We start from the raw sequence: 15,231 nt of genomic DNA on the forward strand, positions 1-15,231 counted from the left end.
TTCGCTACCACTTTGCCCAGGGATATTACGATGACAGACAAGCCTAAAACGCAGCCTTCGGACACGGCTGAAAGTGCCGATTCAGCACTGCACCATATCGTTGACGGCTTTTTACACTTTCACCACGAGATCTTTCCCGAACAAGAAGCCTTCTTCAAGAAACTCGCCACAGCGCAAACTCCGCGGGCAATGTTTATTGCGTGCGCCGATTCGCGAATCGTCCCCGAGCTGATCACTCAAAGTGCCCCGGGAGACCTGTTTGTCACCCGCAACGTCGGTAATGTCGTCCCGCCCTACGGCCAGATGAACGGTGGTGTTTCCACCGCCATTGAGTACGCAGTACTGGCGCTTGGCGTGCAGCACATCATCATTTGCGGGCATTCGGATTGCGGCGCAATGCGCGCGGTATTGAACCCCGCTAGCCTGAAAAAGATGCCCACGGTTAAAGCCTGGTTACATCACGTAGAAGTGGCGAAAACCATGGTGCAGGAGAACTGCAACTGCGCCAATGAAGCAGAAAGCATGCACGTGCTGACCGAAGAGAACGTGATTGCCCAGTTGCAGCATTTGCGTACACACCCGTCGGTGGCATCACGCATGGCCAACGGGCAGCTGTTCATTCACGGCTGGGTATACGACATCGAAACCAGCGAGATCAAAGCGTACGATGCCGACAAAGGGGCATTCCTGCCGCTGGATGGCACCAGCCCAATCCCGAGTGCAACGCCTAAAGCGCGGTTCTGACGCAATCGGTCAAAACGTCAGACCAACGCCTAATTGCTTGGACATGCACGGCCATTGGCTCCATGCCGTGCCTGTGTCCGGGCTGACGAGTTTTTTACGGTAGGCTTCGACCGCTTCCAGGGCAAAGTTCTCGTCGTCGAGCATCTCATCGACCGCGAGGTGTACGGCTTCGTCCAGCTGATTGGCAAACGCTTCACCGATCAATTGGTGGGCGATGATATTGGCCACGGTCGTGTCCAGCGGTATCAAAGGCTGACCGAAATGCTTGATGTAGACGTCATTGACCTCTTCGACAAGCCGATGCGCCAGATACGCTTCGTCCAGCAAAGCCTCAAGCCCTTCGTGGCCCTTAAGCAACGCTTGATCATCGGTAAAATAGTGCTCGGCGATGCGCAGTACCGGGGTAATTTGCGATTCGATACCGGCCTTGTGTGCCACATCATTGGCAGCATCAAGCAAATCGGGCACTTGCTCGATGTAGGCGCTGACAAAACGCGTCATGACTTCATTTTTGTCGAAATCAGGCAGTTCAATCGCGGTATGAAGCTGCGGCAATTGCGTGGCCAAATGCTTGGCGAGCAGGCCCGTTGTTGCCTCATGTGTTTGGGCACACAAGATCTGCGCACGGATGGCGGCGGTGTTCATGGGAACTCCAGGGGAGGGACGCTAGACAGGGAAGAACTTTAAAAATAGCCCTTAAAACGCAAAGGGTGTTTTTCAGGGGCAGTATTGTTATTCATTTTGTGACGCGATAGTGAGTGCCATTTGTCGATGTGGCCTTATTTGGCTGATTTAACCCCTCTCAGTGCAGGGTTTATGTCGCTGTCTATACTCGTGTCTAGATACCGATTTTCGATGATGCCCGACTGCCCGAGCAGACGAGGCCAGGCGCCCAAACCGCCCCCTTGTAAAAATAGCTGGCACCCAGGCATAGACCGGCGCACTAACAAGAAAAGCCAAGGGGAACACCGCGATGCGACATCCAAACCTATGGATGGGGCTGTTGTTGTGGTCAGTTTTCAACCCGGCCTACGCTGCTTGGACGGTGAACATGTCACCGGGCGCGACCGAGGTCAGCCACGCCGTATTCGATCTGCACATGACCATCTTCTGGATCTGTGTGGTCATCGGCATCATTGTGTTTGGGGCCATGCTGTGGTCAATAATCGCTCACAGACGCTCGACCGGGCAGCAAGCGGCGACGTTTCATGAGAGCACCAAGGTTGAAATTCTGTGGACGGTCGTGCCCCTGATCATCCTTATCGTGATGGCCATCCCGGCTACCAGAACCCTGATCAACATTTACGACAACAGTGATTCGGATATCGACATCCAGATCACGGGTTATCAGTGGAAGTGGCATTACAAATACTTGGGCCAAGACGTCGAGTTCTTCAGCAATCTGGCCACCCCTGCTGATCAAATCCGCAATCAGGCCCCCAAAAGCGAACATTACCTGCTTGAAGTGGATGAGCCGCTGGTGCTGCCCATTGGCGCCAAAATTCGTTTTCTAGTGACCTCCGCCGACGTGATCCACTCGTGGTGGGTGCCGGCGTTTGCGGTCAAACGCGATGCCATTCCGGGATTTATCAACGAGGCCTGGACCCGCGTCGAAAAACCTGGTCTGTATCGCGGTCAGTGCGCCGAATTGTGCGGTAAGGATCACGGATTTATGCCCATCGTGGTGGACGTCAAAACCCGCCCCGACTACGACGCCTGGCTTGCTGAGCGTAAAGCCCAGGCTGCGCAGCTCAAGGAACTGACCAGCAAAGAATGGACCCTTGAGGAACTGATGGCCCGGGGTGACAAGGTGTATCACACCACCTGCACGGCCTGTCATCAGGCAGAAGGCCAGGGCCTGCCGCCGATGTTCCCCGCGCTCAAAGGCTCGCCCATTGCCATTGGCCCTAAAGAAGACCATCTGCACCGCGTGTTCTTTGGCAAGCCGGGCACCGCGATGGCCGCTTTCGGCAAGCAACTCTCAGAAGTCGATATTGCCGCGGTGGTGACGTACGAACGTAACGCTTGGGGCAACAATAAAGGCGACATGGTGACCCCAAAAGACGTGCTGGCGCTCAAACAGGCGCAAGGCAAATGAGCCGGCGGGCGCGCAACGACCTATGGCCCTTTGCAGGAGTCAGGACATGAGTGCGGTTATCGACGATCACACAGCGGCTGACCACGCCCACGGCCCGGCAAAAGGCCTTATGCGCTGGGTACTGACCACCAATCATAAAGACATTGGCACGCTGTACCTGTGGTTCAGTTTCTGCATGTTTTTGCTGGGTGGCTCATTTGCCATGGTGATTCGTGCCGAGCTGTTCCAGCCAGGCTTACAGATTGTCGAACCAGCGTTCTTCAACCAGATGACCACCATGCACGGCTTGATCATGGTGTTTGGCGCAGTGATGCCGGCGTTTGTGGGGCTGGCCAACTGGATGATCCCGTTGATGATCGGCGCACCCGACATGGCCCTGCCGAGGATGAACAACTTCAGCTTCTGGCTGCTGCCTGCGGCCTTTTTAATGCTGGTCTCGACGCTCTTAATGGCCGGAGGCGGGCCGAATTTTGGCTGGACGTTCTATGCGCCTTTATCCACCACCTACGCACCCGAAAGCGTGACTTATTTTATTTTTGCCATCCATTTGATGGGCATTAGCTCCATCATGGGCGCGATCAACGTCATTGCGACCATTCTCAACCTGCGCGCCCCCGGCATGACGCTGATGAAAATGCCGCTGTTCGTCTGGACGTGGCTGATCACAGCCTTCTTGTTAATTGCCGTGATGCCAGTGCTGGCAGGCGTGGTGACCATGATGTTGATGGACATCCATTTCGGCACCAGCTTCTTCAGTGCCGCGGGTGGCGGTGACCCGGTGTTGTTCCAGCATGTGTTCTGGTTTTTTGGTCATCCCGAGGTGTACATCATGATTCTGCCGGCGTTCGGGGCTATTAGCGCGATCATTCCAACCTTCTCGCGTAAACCTCTCTTCGGCTACACCTCAATGGTTTATGCCACGGCGAGCATTGCTTTTCTGTCGTTCATTGTTTGGGCTCACCATATGTTTGTGGTGGGCATTCCACTCGTCGGTGAGCTGTTCTTTATGTATGCCACGTTACTGATCGCGGTGCCGACCGGGGTCAAGGTGTTCAATTGGGTCAGCACCATGTGGCAAGGCTCGCTGACGTTTGAGACACCTATGCTGTTCGCCGTGGCCTTTGTGATTTTGTTCACCATCGGTGGTTTTTCCGGGTTGATGCTGGCCATCGCCCCTGCTGACTTCCAGTACCACGACACTTACTTCGTGGTGGCGCATTTCCACTACGTACTGGTGCCCGGCGCCATCTTCGGGATCTTCGCTTCGACCTACTACTGGCTGCCGAAGTGGACCGGCCACATGTATGACGAAACCTTGGGCAAGCTGCATTTCTGGCTGTCGTTTGTGGGCATGAACCTGACCTTCTTCCCCATGCATTTTGTGGGACTGGCGGGCATGCCGCGCCGGGTTCCGGACTACAACCTGCAATTTGCCGACTTCAACATGGTGTCGTCGATTGGTGGGTTTATGTTTGGCACGACGCAGCTGTTATTCCTGTTTATCGTCATCAAATGCATTCGCGGAGGTCCGAAAGCGCCCGCCAAACCGTGGGACGGTGCTGAAGGCCTGGAGTGGAGCGTGCCTTCGCCCGCGCCCTATCACACCTTTACGACACCGCCCCGGATTGATTGAGTGCTTGGCTTAAAGGCCCCTCACCCTAACCCTCTCCCGGAGGGAGAGGGGACTAAAAGCAAAGCAGATTTGCGCAGCGCCACAGATCAAGCTCCCTCTCGCCATGGGAGAGGGGACTAAAAGCAAAGCAGATTTGCTGCAATGCCACAGATCAAGCTCCCTCTCTCCACGGGAGAGGGGACTGAAAGCAAGGCAGATTTGCGCAATGCCACAGATCAAGCTCCCTCTCGCCAGGGAGAGGGGACTAAAAGCAAAGCAGATTTGCTGCAATGCCACAGATCAAGCTCCCTCTCGCCACGGGAGAGGGGACTGAAAGCAAAGCAGATTTGCGCAATGCCACAGATCAAGCTCCCTCTCGCCAGGGAGAGGGGACTAAAAGCAAAGCAGATTTGCTGCAATGCCACAGATCAAGCTCCCTCTCTCCACGGGAGAGGGGACTGAAAGCAAGGCAGATTTGCGCAATACCACAGATCAAGCTCCCTCTCCCTCCGGGAGAGGGTTGGGGTGAGGGGCTTTTGGGAGTAGATCATGAACACGTCAACGCCGATCAAACGCCTGGTATTACGCCTGTCACTCATGGTGGTGGTGATGTTTGCTTTCGGCTTTGCATTGGTGCCGATCTACGACGTGATGTGCAAAGCCTTCGGCATTAATGGCAAAACCGCTGGCCAATATGAAGGTGTGCAAGTGGTTGATCCGAGTCGTCAGGTGCGGGTGCAGTTTTTAGCCACCAATAACGTCAACATGGTGTGGGAGTTCTACCCCAAGGGCGATCAATTAGTGACCAACCCCGGGGCGGTCAACGAGATGATCTTTGTCGCCTTCAACCCCTCTGACCACCCAATGAAAGCTCAGGCGATACCCAGTATCTCGCCTGCCGAAGCGGCTCAATATTTTCACAAGACCGAATGCTTCTGCTTTACCCAGCAAACCCTGCAACCGGGCGAGCGGATCGAAATGCCCGTACGTTTTATTGTCGACCGCGACATGCCCAAGGAAGTGAAGCACCTGACGCTGGCTTACACGCTGTTTGATATCACCGCTGCCCGATAGGAGGACGCGCCATGGCAAGTCACGATCACTACTACGTGCCGGCCCAAAGCAAGTGGCCCATCATCGCCACGCTGGGGTTGTTGGTCACGGTGTATGGCCAGGCGACCTGGTTTAACGACCTGAAGGCGGCGCGGCCCGAGTCCCATGGCCCATTGCTGTTTTTTATCGGCGGCCTGATCGTGGCCTTCATGCTATTTGGCTGGTTTGGCGCGGTGGTTAAAGAGAGCCGCGCCGGACTTTACAGCGCTCAACTGGATCGCTCGTTTCGATGGGGCATGACCTGGTTTATCTTTTCCGAAGTGATGTTCTTCGTGGCCTTCTTCGGCGCGCTGTTTTATGTGCGGCATTTTTCCGGCCCTTGGCTGGGGGGCGAAGGCAGCAAAGGGGTGACGCATATCCTCTGGCCAGATTTTCAATTCACTTGGCCGCTGCTGCATACCCCAGACCCCGCGCTTTATCCCCCACCCAAGGGCACCATCAGCCCGTGGGGCTTGCCGCTGCTCAACACCGTGTTGCTGGTCACTTCCAGTATCACCCTCACGCTGGCGCATCACGCCCTGAATAAAGGTCAGCGCGAAAAGCTGAAATTCTGGCTCGGTGTGACCGTGTTGCTGGGCATCGGATTTTTAGGGTTTCAGGCTGAGGAATATCTACACGCTTACAAGGAACTGGGGCTGACGCTGGGCTCCGGCGTTTATGGCGCCACCTTCTTTATGCTCACCGGCTTTCATGGTGCGCACGTCACCATTGGTGCCCTGATCTTACTGGTGATGCTGATTCGCATCGCTCGCGGACACTTCAATGCCGAGCATCAGTTCGGTTTTCAGGCGGCGACCTGGTACTGGCATTTTGTAGACGTGGTGTGGCTCGGCTTGTTTCTGTTCGTTTATGTGTTGTGAGTGGGGGTGCCCATGTCGCACTTTCGCCCTGGAATGTTGCCCACGCTGGTCGTCATGGCGTTGCTGCCCGTATTGGTGTCACTGGGCTTTTGGCAGCTAAGCCGTGCTGAGCAAAAACGCGTGCTGTTGACCCGCTATGCCGAACACCAGCACGCCGCACCGCTGACAGTGGATCAAGTCATGGCCAGCGTTGAGCCGGTGTTTCGACGGGTGCAGTTGCGCGGGCATCTCGACGCCGAGCACAGCCTGTTGCTGGACAACCGAATACGAGACGGTCGGCCCGGCGTCGAACTGCTGCAACCGTTTCAAGATCAAGGCAGTGGGCAATGGGTTCTGCTCAATCGCGGCTGGCTGCCGTGGCCCAATCGCCGTACGCCACCGGTATTTAGTACGCCGCAAAACACGCTTGATGTTTTGGGCTGGGTGTATGAATCGCCTGGCGCGGTGTTCCAGTTACAGGCTGATCCACTGGCCGCACCGTGGCCGCGTCTCATCACGGCGGTAGCGCCCGCCGCTCTCTGGGCTGAACTGGGCCGCGAAGGCTTTGCCGATGAAGTGCGTATCGCGCCAGGCGTTGGCGCGTATCAAGCCGACTGGCCACTGATATCCACAGGCATGGGCCCGGAAAAGCACACCGCCTATGCCGTGCAATGGTTCGCGATGGCGCTGGCGTTGCTGGGGCTGTTTGGGTACTTCGGTTGGCACCATGCGCAGGAGAAACCTCATGACAAGCGCCAGCAATCACTCTGATATCACTCGCTCGCCCAACCCTGCCAAGCGGCGGCGCGGACGTTTGCAATTGCTCCTGATTTTGCTGCTCACCCTTGGCCCTATGGTGCTGGCCACGAGTATGTACATGCTCAAATTCTGGGTGCCCGACAGCCGCAGCTATCACGGCGAACTGATTGGCAACGGGCAAGGCCGCGCAGCGTTGGGCGTCACCAGCGATGAACAGCGCTGGCAGTTACTGGTGACCGCCCCGCAAGGGTGCGACCGGGATTGCCAGCAGTTGGTGTATCTGGCCCGTCAACTCCAAATCGGCCTGGGCCGCGATGCCTCACGGGCGACCCATGCGCTGGCGGTGGGGCAGCCGGTAGACGCGGCTTACGCCACCCGGTTGCAACGTGAATACCCGCAACTGCAGCGCTATACCCTGCACGTGCCGACTTATACACAGAGCGCAGAAGGCAATGGCTCTGCGCAACTGTGGATCGTCGATCCCCACGGCAATTTGGTGTTGCGCTACGACCCTCAGGTCAAGGGCAAAGACGTGCTCACAGATCTGCGCCACCTGCTCAAGCTGTCCAATATCGGATAGGGAGGCCATGTCATGGCCAAAGCCGGATTTCGCCTTGCCCTGTTGGCCACATTAGTGGCCCTGTTGGTCGTGTTGCTCGGTGCCTACACCCGACTGACCCATTCAGGCTTGGGTTGTCCGGACTGGCCGGGCTGTTACGGGTTTATCAGCGTGCCCAGCACAGACGCGCAATTGGTCCATGCCGAACTGCATTTCCCCCAGGCGCCGGTTGAGGCTGCAAAAGGATGGAGCGAGATGGTTCACCGCTATTTCGCCGGCACCCTTGGGTGTCTGATCCTGTGGTTGGCTGTACGCGCCTGGAAACAGAGAAAACGGCATGATCAGCCGCTGAAACTGCCGCTGTTTATTCTGCTCGTGGTGATCATCCAGGCAGCATTTGGCATGTGGACCGTGACACTGAAATTATGGCCACAAGTGGTCACAGCGCATTTGTTGGGAGGTTTTGCGACCTTAAGTCTGCTGTTTTTGCTGACCTTGCGCTTGTCCGGATGGCTGCCTGCTCTGGCCATACCACGACGCTTGCAGCGTTGGGCGACGGCGGGTCTGGTGCTGGTCATCCTGCAAATTGCGCTGGGAGGCTGGGTCAGTTCCAACTATGCCGCCGTGGCTTGCGTCGATCTGCCGACCTGTCATGGTCAGTGGTGGCCAGCTGCCGATTTCACCAATGGCTTCCATCTGACCCAACACATCGGCCCCAATTATCTGGGCGGTCAATTGGACAGCGAAGCACGCACGGCCATTCACCTCGCTCACCGACTCGGGGCGGTCCTGCTGACGTTGGCATTGGTCGGGCTGGCCTGGCAACTGCGCAAAGTTGGCATGCCACGATTGGCCGGGCTTGTGCTGCTGGTCCTAGCCATACAAATAAGCCTGGGATTGAGCAATGTATTGTTCGGCCTGCCTTTGGCCTTGGCGGTGGCACACAACGCGGGTGGGGCTGCCTTGATGCTCACACTGGTGCTGGTCAACTACCACGCACGCACGGTGTTAGTCCGGGCCAAGAGCGGACACTTTCTGCAATGGGCGTAGGTGCTGTACCGTTGCGCTTAATCGATGACTACCCAGTGTTGAACCTTATGACTAAAACGCAAAAAACTGTCTATATCCTCGTCGCGTTGGTGGCTTTGGTCATGGGCCTGACGTTTAACAAAATGATGTCGAGCCAACAGCAAGGCGATAACACGTCATTGATTGATGCCGGAATCATTTTGCTGCCGCAAAGCCGTCAATTGCCGGCTATTGAAATGACTAACCAGGACGGCCAGCCGGTGGCAATCAATGAGCTGAAAGATAAATGGAGCCTGCTTTTTTTTGGCTACACCTTCTGCCCGGACATCTGCCCGACCACCCTCGCACAGCTGCGCCAGATCAAAAGCGAACTGCCGGAAGCTGTAAGGGACAAGGTGCAGATTGTGCTGGTCAGCGTCGACCCGAACCGTGATACGCCCAAGCAGCTCAAGCAATACCTGGGCTATTTCGATCCGCAGTTTGTGGGCCTGACGCCGAGATCCATTGATGAACTGCAAACCGTGGCGAATGCGCTGAGCATTCCGTTTATCCCGGCGGACACCAGCAAGCCGGGTTATACCGTTGATCACAGCGGCAATTTGGCGCTGATCGGGCCGGACGGCACACAGCGAGGGTTTATCCGAGCACCGCTCAACACCCAGAAAATGGTCGCCCAATTACCGGAGTTGGTGCAGAGAAAATAAAGGAGAGAGTTGTAGTCGCTGCCGCAGGTTGCGACAGCGACTACAAAGTTATGCTTAGAACGCGGGAACGATAGCGCCTTTGTACTTCTCGTTAATGAACGCTTTCACTTCCGGGCTGTGCAGTGCGGCAACCAGCTTTTTCATGGCGTCCGAATCTTTGTCATCCGGGCGCGCCACCAAAATATTCACGTAAGGCGAATCGCTGCCTTCGATGACCAGCGCATCTTTTTTAGGGTCAAGTTTGGCTTCCAGCGCGTAGTTGGTGTTGATCAGCGCCAGATCGACCTGGGTCAGCACACGTGGGATGGTGGCCGCTTCCAGCTCTCGGAATTTCAGACCTTTAGGGTTTTCGTTGATGTCTTTGACCGTGGACAGGATATTGGTCGAGTCCTTGAGCTTGATCAGACCGGCTTTGTCCAGCAACAGCAAGGCACGACCGCCGTTGGTGGCGTCGTTCGGGATCACAACCGTAGCGCCGTCTGGCAGTTCGTCCAGCTTCTTGTATTTGCTGGCGTAAGCACCCAGCGGCTCAAGGTGAACAGCTGCAACGCTGATCAGGTTTGTGCCCTTGGCTTTGTTGAACTCAGTCAGGTACGGCTGGTGCTGGAAGAAGTTAGCGTCCAGACGCTTTTCGGCCACTTGCACGTTTGGCTGAATGTAGTCGGTAAAGACCTTAACTTTTAGGTCCACGCCTTCTTTGGCCAGCGCGGGTTTCACGAACTCCAGGATTTCAGCGTGAGGTACCGGGGATGCGGCGACCGTCAGCGTGTCCGCGGCATGAACTGAAAACGCCGCAACAGCGGCCACAGCAGCAATTAACTTCTTCATTCAGCAACTCCTTATGAACACCTGATTTCAGGCGCCTGCCAGCATGAAGCTGGCGGTTACGTTTATTAACGAGAGGTCGCGCTTATTTGCGCGAAAAGTGCACCACCAGTCGATCACCAACGGTTTGCAGAATCTGCACCAGAATCAGCAACAGCACGACCGTGACGATCATGACGTCCGTCTGGAAGCGTTGATAGCCGAAGCGGATGGCCAGATCACCCAGCCCCCCTGCGCCGACCACGCCCGCCATCGCGGTGTAACCCACCAAAGTAATGGCCGTCACGGTAATCGCCGCATAGATGCCAGGGCGCGCTTCAGGCAACAAAGCACTGGTAATAATCTGACGCGTGCTCGCGCCCATGGCCTGCGTGGCTTCAATGATGCCGCGGTCCACTTCACGCAGCGCCGTCTCTACCAGACGGGCGAAGAAGGGTGTCGCGCCCACTACCAACGGAGGAATGGCACCGGCAACGCCCAGCGAGGTGCCGGTAATCAATACCGTCAGCGGGATCATCACAATCAGCAGGATGATGAACGGCAACGATCGCAGAATATTTACCACCAGCGACAGCACCGAATACACGGCCTTTTGCTCGAACAGCTGGCGCGGACTACACAGAAACAGCAGCACGCCCAACGGCAGACCGAGCAGGATGGTGAACAGCAGCGAGCCGCCGAGCATCATCAAGGTGTCACCCGTGGCCAGCCAGATTTCAAGCCAGTCAATATTGGCGAAGAAGCTCAATAGGGATTCCATTAGCGCAGCACCTCCATATGAACGTCAGCCGCTGTGAAGCGCGCAAATGCGGCCTCCATGTCGCCACCGGTGATGGCGAGGGTCAGTTGCCCATAAGGGGTGTCTTTGATGCGGTCGATGCGACCCGCCAAAATGCTGTAGTCCACACCTGTTTCGCGAGCAATAGTACCCAGCAACGGTGCGTAGGTGGCTTCGCCCTGGAAAGTAAGGCGCACGATGCGACCCGGTACATGGGCAAAATCGTCGCGCTGCTCACTTTCGTCGATTTGTTCATCTTCCTGCACAAAACGCTTGGTCGTCGGGTGGGTGGGGTGCAAGAACACTTGCGACACCGGGCCTTGCTCGACGATCACGCCCGCGTCCATCACCGCCACTTCATCGCACACACGACGGATCACATCCATCTCGTGGGTGATCAGCACAATGGTCAACTTCAGTTCGCGATTGATCTCAGCCAGCAGTTGCAACACAGAGGCCGTGGTTTGCGGGTCGAGGGCACTGGTGGCCTCGTCGCACAGCAATACTTTGGGCTTGGTGGCCAACGCACGGGCAATACCCACGCGCTGTTTTTGGCCGCCTGACAGCTGCGCCGGGTATTTATTGGCATGGTCGGACAAACCCACTCGCGCCAGCAACTCAGCCACGCGCGCGTCAATGGCGCTGCGGTACAACTCACCAGCCAGCACCAGAGGCATCGCGACATTCTCCGCAACGGTCTTGGACGCCAGCAGGTTGAAGTGCTGGAAGATCATGCCCACTTGTTGGCGAAAACGCCGCAGGCCTTTGGCATCCATCGCCGTCACGTCTTCATTGTCGACAATGATTTGCCCGCCGCTCGGCGTTTCGAGGCGGTTAATCAGACGCAGCAGGGTACTTTTACCCGCACCGGAGTGGCCAATCAGGCCAAACACCTGGCCGCTCTCAACACGCAATGTCGTGGAGTGCAGCGCGGGAATGTCCTTACCGGCGACCCGGTAAGTTTTATGAACGTTATGGAACTCAATCACGTAGCGAACCTTGTGGGGCGCGAAAATAGAAGTCAGCGGTAAGCCGGGCGCGCATTTTAGCCTGTCCGTATAGAGGTTCTTAGCATTTATTTGCGCTTGAACCTTTGATTTGGCAATAAGACGACTAAAGGTCAGAAAAAAGGAACGACGCCAGACACTATCAGTCACTAGTTGAGCAACTCGTATCCCGCCTCGGGAAATTGTCTGGAAGGCCCAAACCGTGGGGCTTTCGCCAACAAGGAGTTATGTCTGATGAGCAACAAAAAACCGTCTTCCGGCAAGAGCCAAATGGCCGGGACCGACACCCTGGATCGTAGTAACACCAACGTCAAACTCGACAGCCTCGAAACCTTTCGTGACGATGCAACGGATCAAGCGTTGCGTACCAATCAGGGGGTGAAGATTGCTGATAACCAAAACACCCTGAAGGCTGGCGCTCGCGGCCCGTCGTTGCTGGAAGATTTCATCATGCGTGAAAAAATCACGCATTTTGACCACGAGCGTATTCCAGAGCGCATCGTGCATGCCCGAGGCACGGGTGCACATGGCTACTTTGAGACGTATAAATCCCACAGTGCCCTGACCAAAGCCGGTTTCCTGCAAGACCCGGGCAAAAAAACGCCTGTTTTCGTACGCTTTTCGACAGTACAAGGCCCTCGGGGCTCCGGCGATACGGTGCGGGATGTACGTGGATTCGCGGTCAAGTTTTTCACCGACGAAGGCAACTTCGATCTGGTCGGCAACAATATGCCGGTATTTTTCATTCAGGATGCGATTAAGTTTCCCGACTTCGTGCACGCGGTTAAACCAGAGCCCCATAACGAAATCCCCACCGGAGGCTCTGCCCACGACACCTTCTGGGACTTTGTCTCGCTGGTACCCGAGTCAGCGCACATGGTGATTTGGGCCATGTCTGACCGCGCCATTCCTAAAAGCCTACGCAGCATGCAAGGTTTCGGCGTCCACACCTTTCGGCTGATCAATGCTGAGGGCAAGTCCAACTTCGTCAAATTCCATTGGCGTCCTAGTGCGGGCACCTGTTCGTTAGTGTGGGACGAAGCGCAAAAACTGGCAGGCAAAGACACCGATTACCATCGCCGAGATCTGTGGGAGTCGATTGAAACCGGCGATTATCCTGAATGGGAATTCGGCGTTCAGATCATTTCGGAGGAAGACGAGCATAAATTCGACTTCGACATTCTTGATCCGACCAAATTGATCCCCGAAGAACTGGTACCGATCACTCCGCTGGGCAAGATGGTGCTTAATCGCAACCCCGATAACTTCTTCGCAGAGACCGAGCAGGTCGCGTTTTGCCCAGGGCACATCGTGCCGGGTATCGACTTCTCCAATGATCCGCTGCTGCAAGGCCGTCTTTTCTCGTATACCGATACGCAGATCAGCCGTTTGGGTGGGCCGAACTTCCACGAAATCCCGATCAACCGGCCTGTTGCGCCTTTTCACAATAACCAGCGTGATGCCCAGCATCGCAGCACGATCCATAAGGGCCGTGCGTCCTACGAGCCTAACTCCATTGATGGCGGTTGGCCGAAAGAAACCCCACCCGCCGCCCAAGATGGGGGCTTTGAAAGCTACCCGGAACGCATCGACGCCAACAAGATTCGTCAGCGCAGCGACTCATTCAGTGATCACTTCTCTCAGGCCCGGCTGTTCTTCAACAGCATGAGCAAGCACGAGCAAGAACACATTATTGCGGCTTATAGCTTTGAACTGGGCAAGGTCGAGCGTGAACACATTCGCGCACGACAGGTGAACGAGATTTTGGCCAACATCGACCTTGAGCTGGCCAAGCGCGTGGCGGAAAACCTGGGGTTGCCTGCGCCTAAAGCAGGCACTGTAGACGCGCGCAAAACGAGTGTCAGCGAATCGCCTGCTTTAAGTCAGGCCAACTTGCTACCGGGCAATATCAAAACCCGTAAAGTGGCGATTCTGGCTGCCAACGGTGTCGATGGACAGGCAATCGAGGCCCTCAAACAAGCGCTCGCCGCCGAAGGTGCACATGCCAAACTGCTTGGCCCAACCTCGGCACCCGTGAAAACCGCTGACGGCAAGTTGCTGCCAGTGGACGCGTCCATGGAAGGGATGCCTTCGGTGGTATTCGACGCGGTATTCGTGCCGGGTGGCGCGGCGTCAATCAAGGTATTGAGCGGCGATGGTGTTGCCCTGCATTACCTGCTTGAAGCCTACAAACATCTCAAGGCAATTGCCTTGCACGGTGAAGCCAAGCAATTGCTGGATGTACTGCATTTGCAAGCGGACGAAGGGTTGTTGGCGGTCAAGGATGCCAAGGACCTGAAAGCGTTCTTTGCCGCTATTGCGCAGCATCGTGTATGGGCACGGGAGCCTAAGGCCAAGGCCATCCCGGCTTAAGCAACACGTACCCGTAACAGCTGCCGAAGGTAGGATTCGGCCGCTGTTACGGTTTTTTTTTGCTCGAAATCAAGGCTTGCTGGGAATCAGGACCATTTGCGCAGGCACATGGCGAATGATTTGGCGATTCAATTTAAGGTCAAACCCGGGGTCGAGCTTTTTGACCCGCTTGTTGATCAAGGTCGCCAGCCATGGGTAGTCGGCGGTGCGTGGGACCTGCAAAGTCACGCCACACTGATAATTGACGATATCTTGCGCGATCAAATCCAGTTGATGACGAAGTTTCTTGATATCGGCGATGTTCAGCGCCACGGTGGTGCTTTCTGCCGCTGGATCGAGCACTTTGGCCGGTGGCCGTGCTTCAGCTGCTTTTAAAGCGGCTTCGGCCTTGTCCAGCTCAGCTTTACGGGCATGAGCAATGGCGCTATTAACACCACTGGTCAGCGCCGGTGCTTTGGGCATTAACGTTCGCGCTCGGCTAAGTGCCGTAGCAGCGGCGTTGACATCGCCTTTTTGCAGAAAGATCTGGCTGCGTTGCAGGTAGGCTTCAGCCAGCTGACGCTGATACTGCACCCACTGAGGATCGTCCGGCGACTGAGCCTGCAAGGCAGCCAGTTCGTCTTCGGCGGTCGCCAGTTCGCTGCTGGCCAGGTTTTGCTCCAGCTGTGCGATGGCCGCAGCACGCTGTTGCTGCGCGAGTTGGTCGGCAGTCGGTGTGCTTTGGCAGGCCCCCAGCAGCGAGGAAAATGCGGCCAGGAGCAAATAACGGGAGTTAAACAGCTTCATTCCTG

Annotated in this window: 15 protein-coding genes; 10 read left to right on the forward strand and 5 right to left on the reverse strand. The window is 56.2% G+C overall.

Annotation, left to right across the window (positions count from 1 at the left end; genetic code table 11):
* The first annotated feature begins 30 nt into the window (after positions 1–30).
* Complete coding sequence (locus tag ACI7MX_RS06130; protein ID WP_314492603.1) at positions 31–744, forward strand: carbonic anhydrase; 714 nt, start codon at positions 31–33, stop codon at positions 742–744.
* Between the two features lie 9 nt (positions 745–753).
* On the opposite strand, the gene ACI7MX_RS06135 is transcribed toward ACI7MX_RS06130, so the two are convergent.
* Entirely contained in the window at positions 754–1,389 is a 636-nt protein-coding gene (locus tag ACI7MX_RS06135; protein ID WP_314492600.1) for a hypothetical protein, read from the reverse strand.
* Between the two features lie 328 nt (positions 1,390–1,717).
* Between ACI7MX_RS06135 and coxB the strand changes: the two genes are divergently transcribed.
* The 8 genes from coxB (at position 1,718) to ACI7MX_RS06175 (ending at position 9,457) form a co-directional block, all read left to right on the forward strand.
* Positions 1,718–2,842 carry a cytochrome c oxidase subunit II gene (gene coxB / locus ACI7MX_RS06140; protein WP_405584091.1) on the forward strand — a complete coding sequence of 375 codons (1,125 nt, stop codon included), beginning with the start codon at positions 1,718–1,720 and terminating at the stop codon, positions 2,840–2,842.
* A gap of 46 nt (positions 2,843–2,888) precedes the next feature.
* Entirely contained in the window at positions 2,889–4,475 is a 1,587-nt protein-coding gene (gene ctaD, locus ACI7MX_RS06145; RefSeq protein ID WP_405584088.1) for a cytochrome c oxidase subunit I, read from the forward strand.
* A 528-nt stretch (positions 4,476–5,003) separates the two neighbouring features.
* Positions 5,004–5,528 carry a cytochrome c oxidase assembly protein gene (locus tag ACI7MX_RS06150; protein WP_314488016.1) on the forward strand — a complete coding sequence of 175 codons (525 nt, stop codon included), beginning with the start codon at positions 5,004–5,006 and terminating at the stop codon, positions 5,526–5,528.
* 11 nt (positions 5,529–5,539) lie between these two features.
* Complete coding sequence (locus tag ACI7MX_RS06155) at positions 5,540–6,427, forward strand: cytochrome c oxidase subunit 3 (RefSeq protein WP_405584085.1); 888 nt, start codon at positions 5,540–5,542, stop codon at positions 6,425–6,427.
* 12 nt (positions 6,428–6,439) lie between these two features.
* Positions 6,440–7,177, forward strand: a complete 738-nt coding sequence (locus ACI7MX_RS06160) for an SURF1 family protein (RefSeq protein WP_314488011.1) — start codon at positions 6,440–6,442, stop codon at positions 7,175–7,177.
* Positions 7,152–7,745: a hypothetical protein gene (locus tag ACI7MX_RS06165; protein WP_405584082.1), complete on the forward strand. Its 594-nt coding sequence runs from the start codon at positions 7,152–7,154 to the stop codon at positions 7,743–7,745. The genes ACI7MX_RS06160 and ACI7MX_RS06165 overlap by 26 nt, the downstream gene beginning before the upstream one ends.
* 12 nt (positions 7,746–7,757) lie before the next feature.
* The gene (locus tag ACI7MX_RS06170; RefSeq protein WP_405584079.1) at positions 7,758–8,774 is read left to right on the forward strand and encodes a COX15/CtaA family protein; all 1,017 of its coding nucleotides are present in this window, start codon (positions 7,758–7,760) and stop codon (positions 8,772–8,774) included.
* Positions 8,775–8,821: 47 nt separating this feature from the next.
* Positions 8,822–9,457 (forward strand): SCO family protein, encoded by a 636-nt coding sequence (locus tag ACI7MX_RS06175; RefSeq protein ID WP_405584076.1) that lies wholly within the window; start codon positions 8,822–8,824, stop codon positions 9,455–9,457.
* A gap of 54 nt (positions 9,458–9,511) precedes the next feature.
* On the opposite strand, the gene ACI7MX_RS06180 is transcribed toward ACI7MX_RS06175, so the two are convergent.
* From ACI7MX_RS06180 to ACI7MX_RS06190, 3 genes are all read right to left on the reverse strand, one after another.
* Positions 9,512–10,285: a MetQ/NlpA family ABC transporter substrate-binding protein gene (locus tag ACI7MX_RS06180; RefSeq protein WP_405584073.1), complete on the reverse strand. Its 774-nt coding sequence runs from the start codon at positions 10,283–10,285 to the stop codon at positions 9,512–9,514.
* Positions 10,286–10,367: 82 nt separating this feature from the next.
* Positions 10,368–11,042, reverse strand: a complete 675-nt coding sequence (locus ACI7MX_RS06185) for a methionine ABC transporter permease (protein WP_122783473.1) — start codon at positions 11,040–11,042, stop codon at positions 10,368–10,370.
* A complete protein-coding gene (locus ACI7MX_RS06190) occupies positions 11,042–12,049 on the reverse strand; it encodes a methionine ABC transporter ATP-binding protein (RefSeq protein ID WP_405584069.1) in 1,008 nt (335 codons plus the stop codon). Before ACI7MX_RS06190 ends, ACI7MX_RS06185 begins: the two co-directional genes overlap by 1 nt.
* 249 nt (positions 12,050–12,298) lie before the next feature.
* On the opposite strand from ACI7MX_RS06190, the gene katE reads away from it, so the two are divergent.
* Positions 12,299–14,440 (forward strand): catalase HPII, encoded by a 2,142-nt coding sequence (gene katE / locus ACI7MX_RS06195; RefSeq protein ID WP_314488023.1) that lies wholly within the window; start codon positions 12,299–12,301, stop codon positions 14,438–14,440.
* Between the two features lie 69 nt (positions 14,441–14,509).
* On the opposite strand, the gene ACI7MX_RS06200 is transcribed toward katE, so the two are convergent.
* On the reverse strand, positions 14,510–15,226 hold the full coding sequence (locus tag ACI7MX_RS06200; protein WP_405584066.1) for a PA5502 family lipoprotein: 717 nt from the start codon (positions 15,224–15,226) through the stop codon (positions 14,510–14,512).
* Positions 15,227–15,231 lie beyond the last annotated feature (5 nt).

Source organism: Pseudomonas sp. 2024-210 (assembly GCF_045062345.1).
In the GTDB taxonomy this organism is placed as follows: domain Bacteria; phylum Pseudomonadota; class Gammaproteobacteria; order Pseudomonadales; family Pseudomonadaceae; genus Aquipseudomonas.

What these genes read in the sequence shown, in the direction of transcription:
- ACI7MX_RS06130 (WP_314492603.1), top strand. Translation starts at nt 31, where the DNA reads ATGACAGACAAGCCTAAAACGCAGCCTTCGGACACGGCTGAAAGTGCC.
- ACI7MX_RS06135 (WP_314492600.1), bottom strand. Translation starts at nt 1,389, where the DNA reads ATGAACACCGCCGCCATCCGTGCGCAGATCTTGTGTGCCCAAACACAT.
- coxB (WP_405584091.1), top strand. Translation starts at nt 1,718, where the DNA reads ATGCGACATCCAAACCTATGGATGGGGCTGTTGTTGTGGTCAGTTTTC.
- ctaD (WP_405584088.1), top strand. Translation starts at nt 2,889, where the DNA reads ATGAGTGCGGTTATCGACGATCACACAGCGGCTGACCACGCCCACGGC.
- ACI7MX_RS06150 (WP_314488016.1), top strand. Translation starts at nt 5,004, where the DNA reads ATGAACACGTCAACGCCGATCAAACGCCTGGTATTACGCCTGTCACTC.
- ACI7MX_RS06155 (WP_405584085.1), top strand. Translation starts at nt 5,540, where the DNA reads ATGGCAAGTCACGATCACTACTACGTGCCGGCCCAAAGCAAGTGGCCC.
- ACI7MX_RS06160 (WP_314488011.1), top strand. Translation starts at nt 6,440, where the DNA reads ATGTCGCACTTTCGCCCTGGAATGTTGCCCACGCTGGTCGTCATGGCG.
- ACI7MX_RS06165 (WP_405584082.1), top strand. Translation starts at nt 7,152, where the DNA reads ATGACAAGCGCCAGCAATCACTCTGATATCACTCGCTCGCCCAACCCT.
- ACI7MX_RS06170 (WP_405584079.1), top strand. Translation starts at nt 7,758, where the DNA reads ATGGCCAAAGCCGGATTTCGCCTTGCCCTGTTGGCCACATTAGTGGCC.
- ACI7MX_RS06175 (WP_405584076.1), top strand. Translation starts at nt 8,822, where the DNA reads ATGACTAAAACGCAAAAAACTGTCTATATCCTCGTCGCGTTGGTGGCT.
- ACI7MX_RS06180 (WP_405584073.1), bottom strand. Translation starts at nt 10,285, where the DNA reads ATGAAGAAGTTAATTGCTGCTGTGGCCGCTGTTGCGGCGTTTTCAGTT.
- ACI7MX_RS06185 (WP_122783473.1), bottom strand. Translation starts at nt 11,042, where the DNA reads ATGGAATCCCTATTGAGCTTCTTCGCCAATATTGACTGGCTTGAAATC.
- ACI7MX_RS06200 (WP_405584066.1), bottom strand. Translation starts at nt 15,226, where the DNA reads ATGAAGCTGTTTAACTCCCGTTATTTGCTCCTGGCCGCATTTTCCTCG.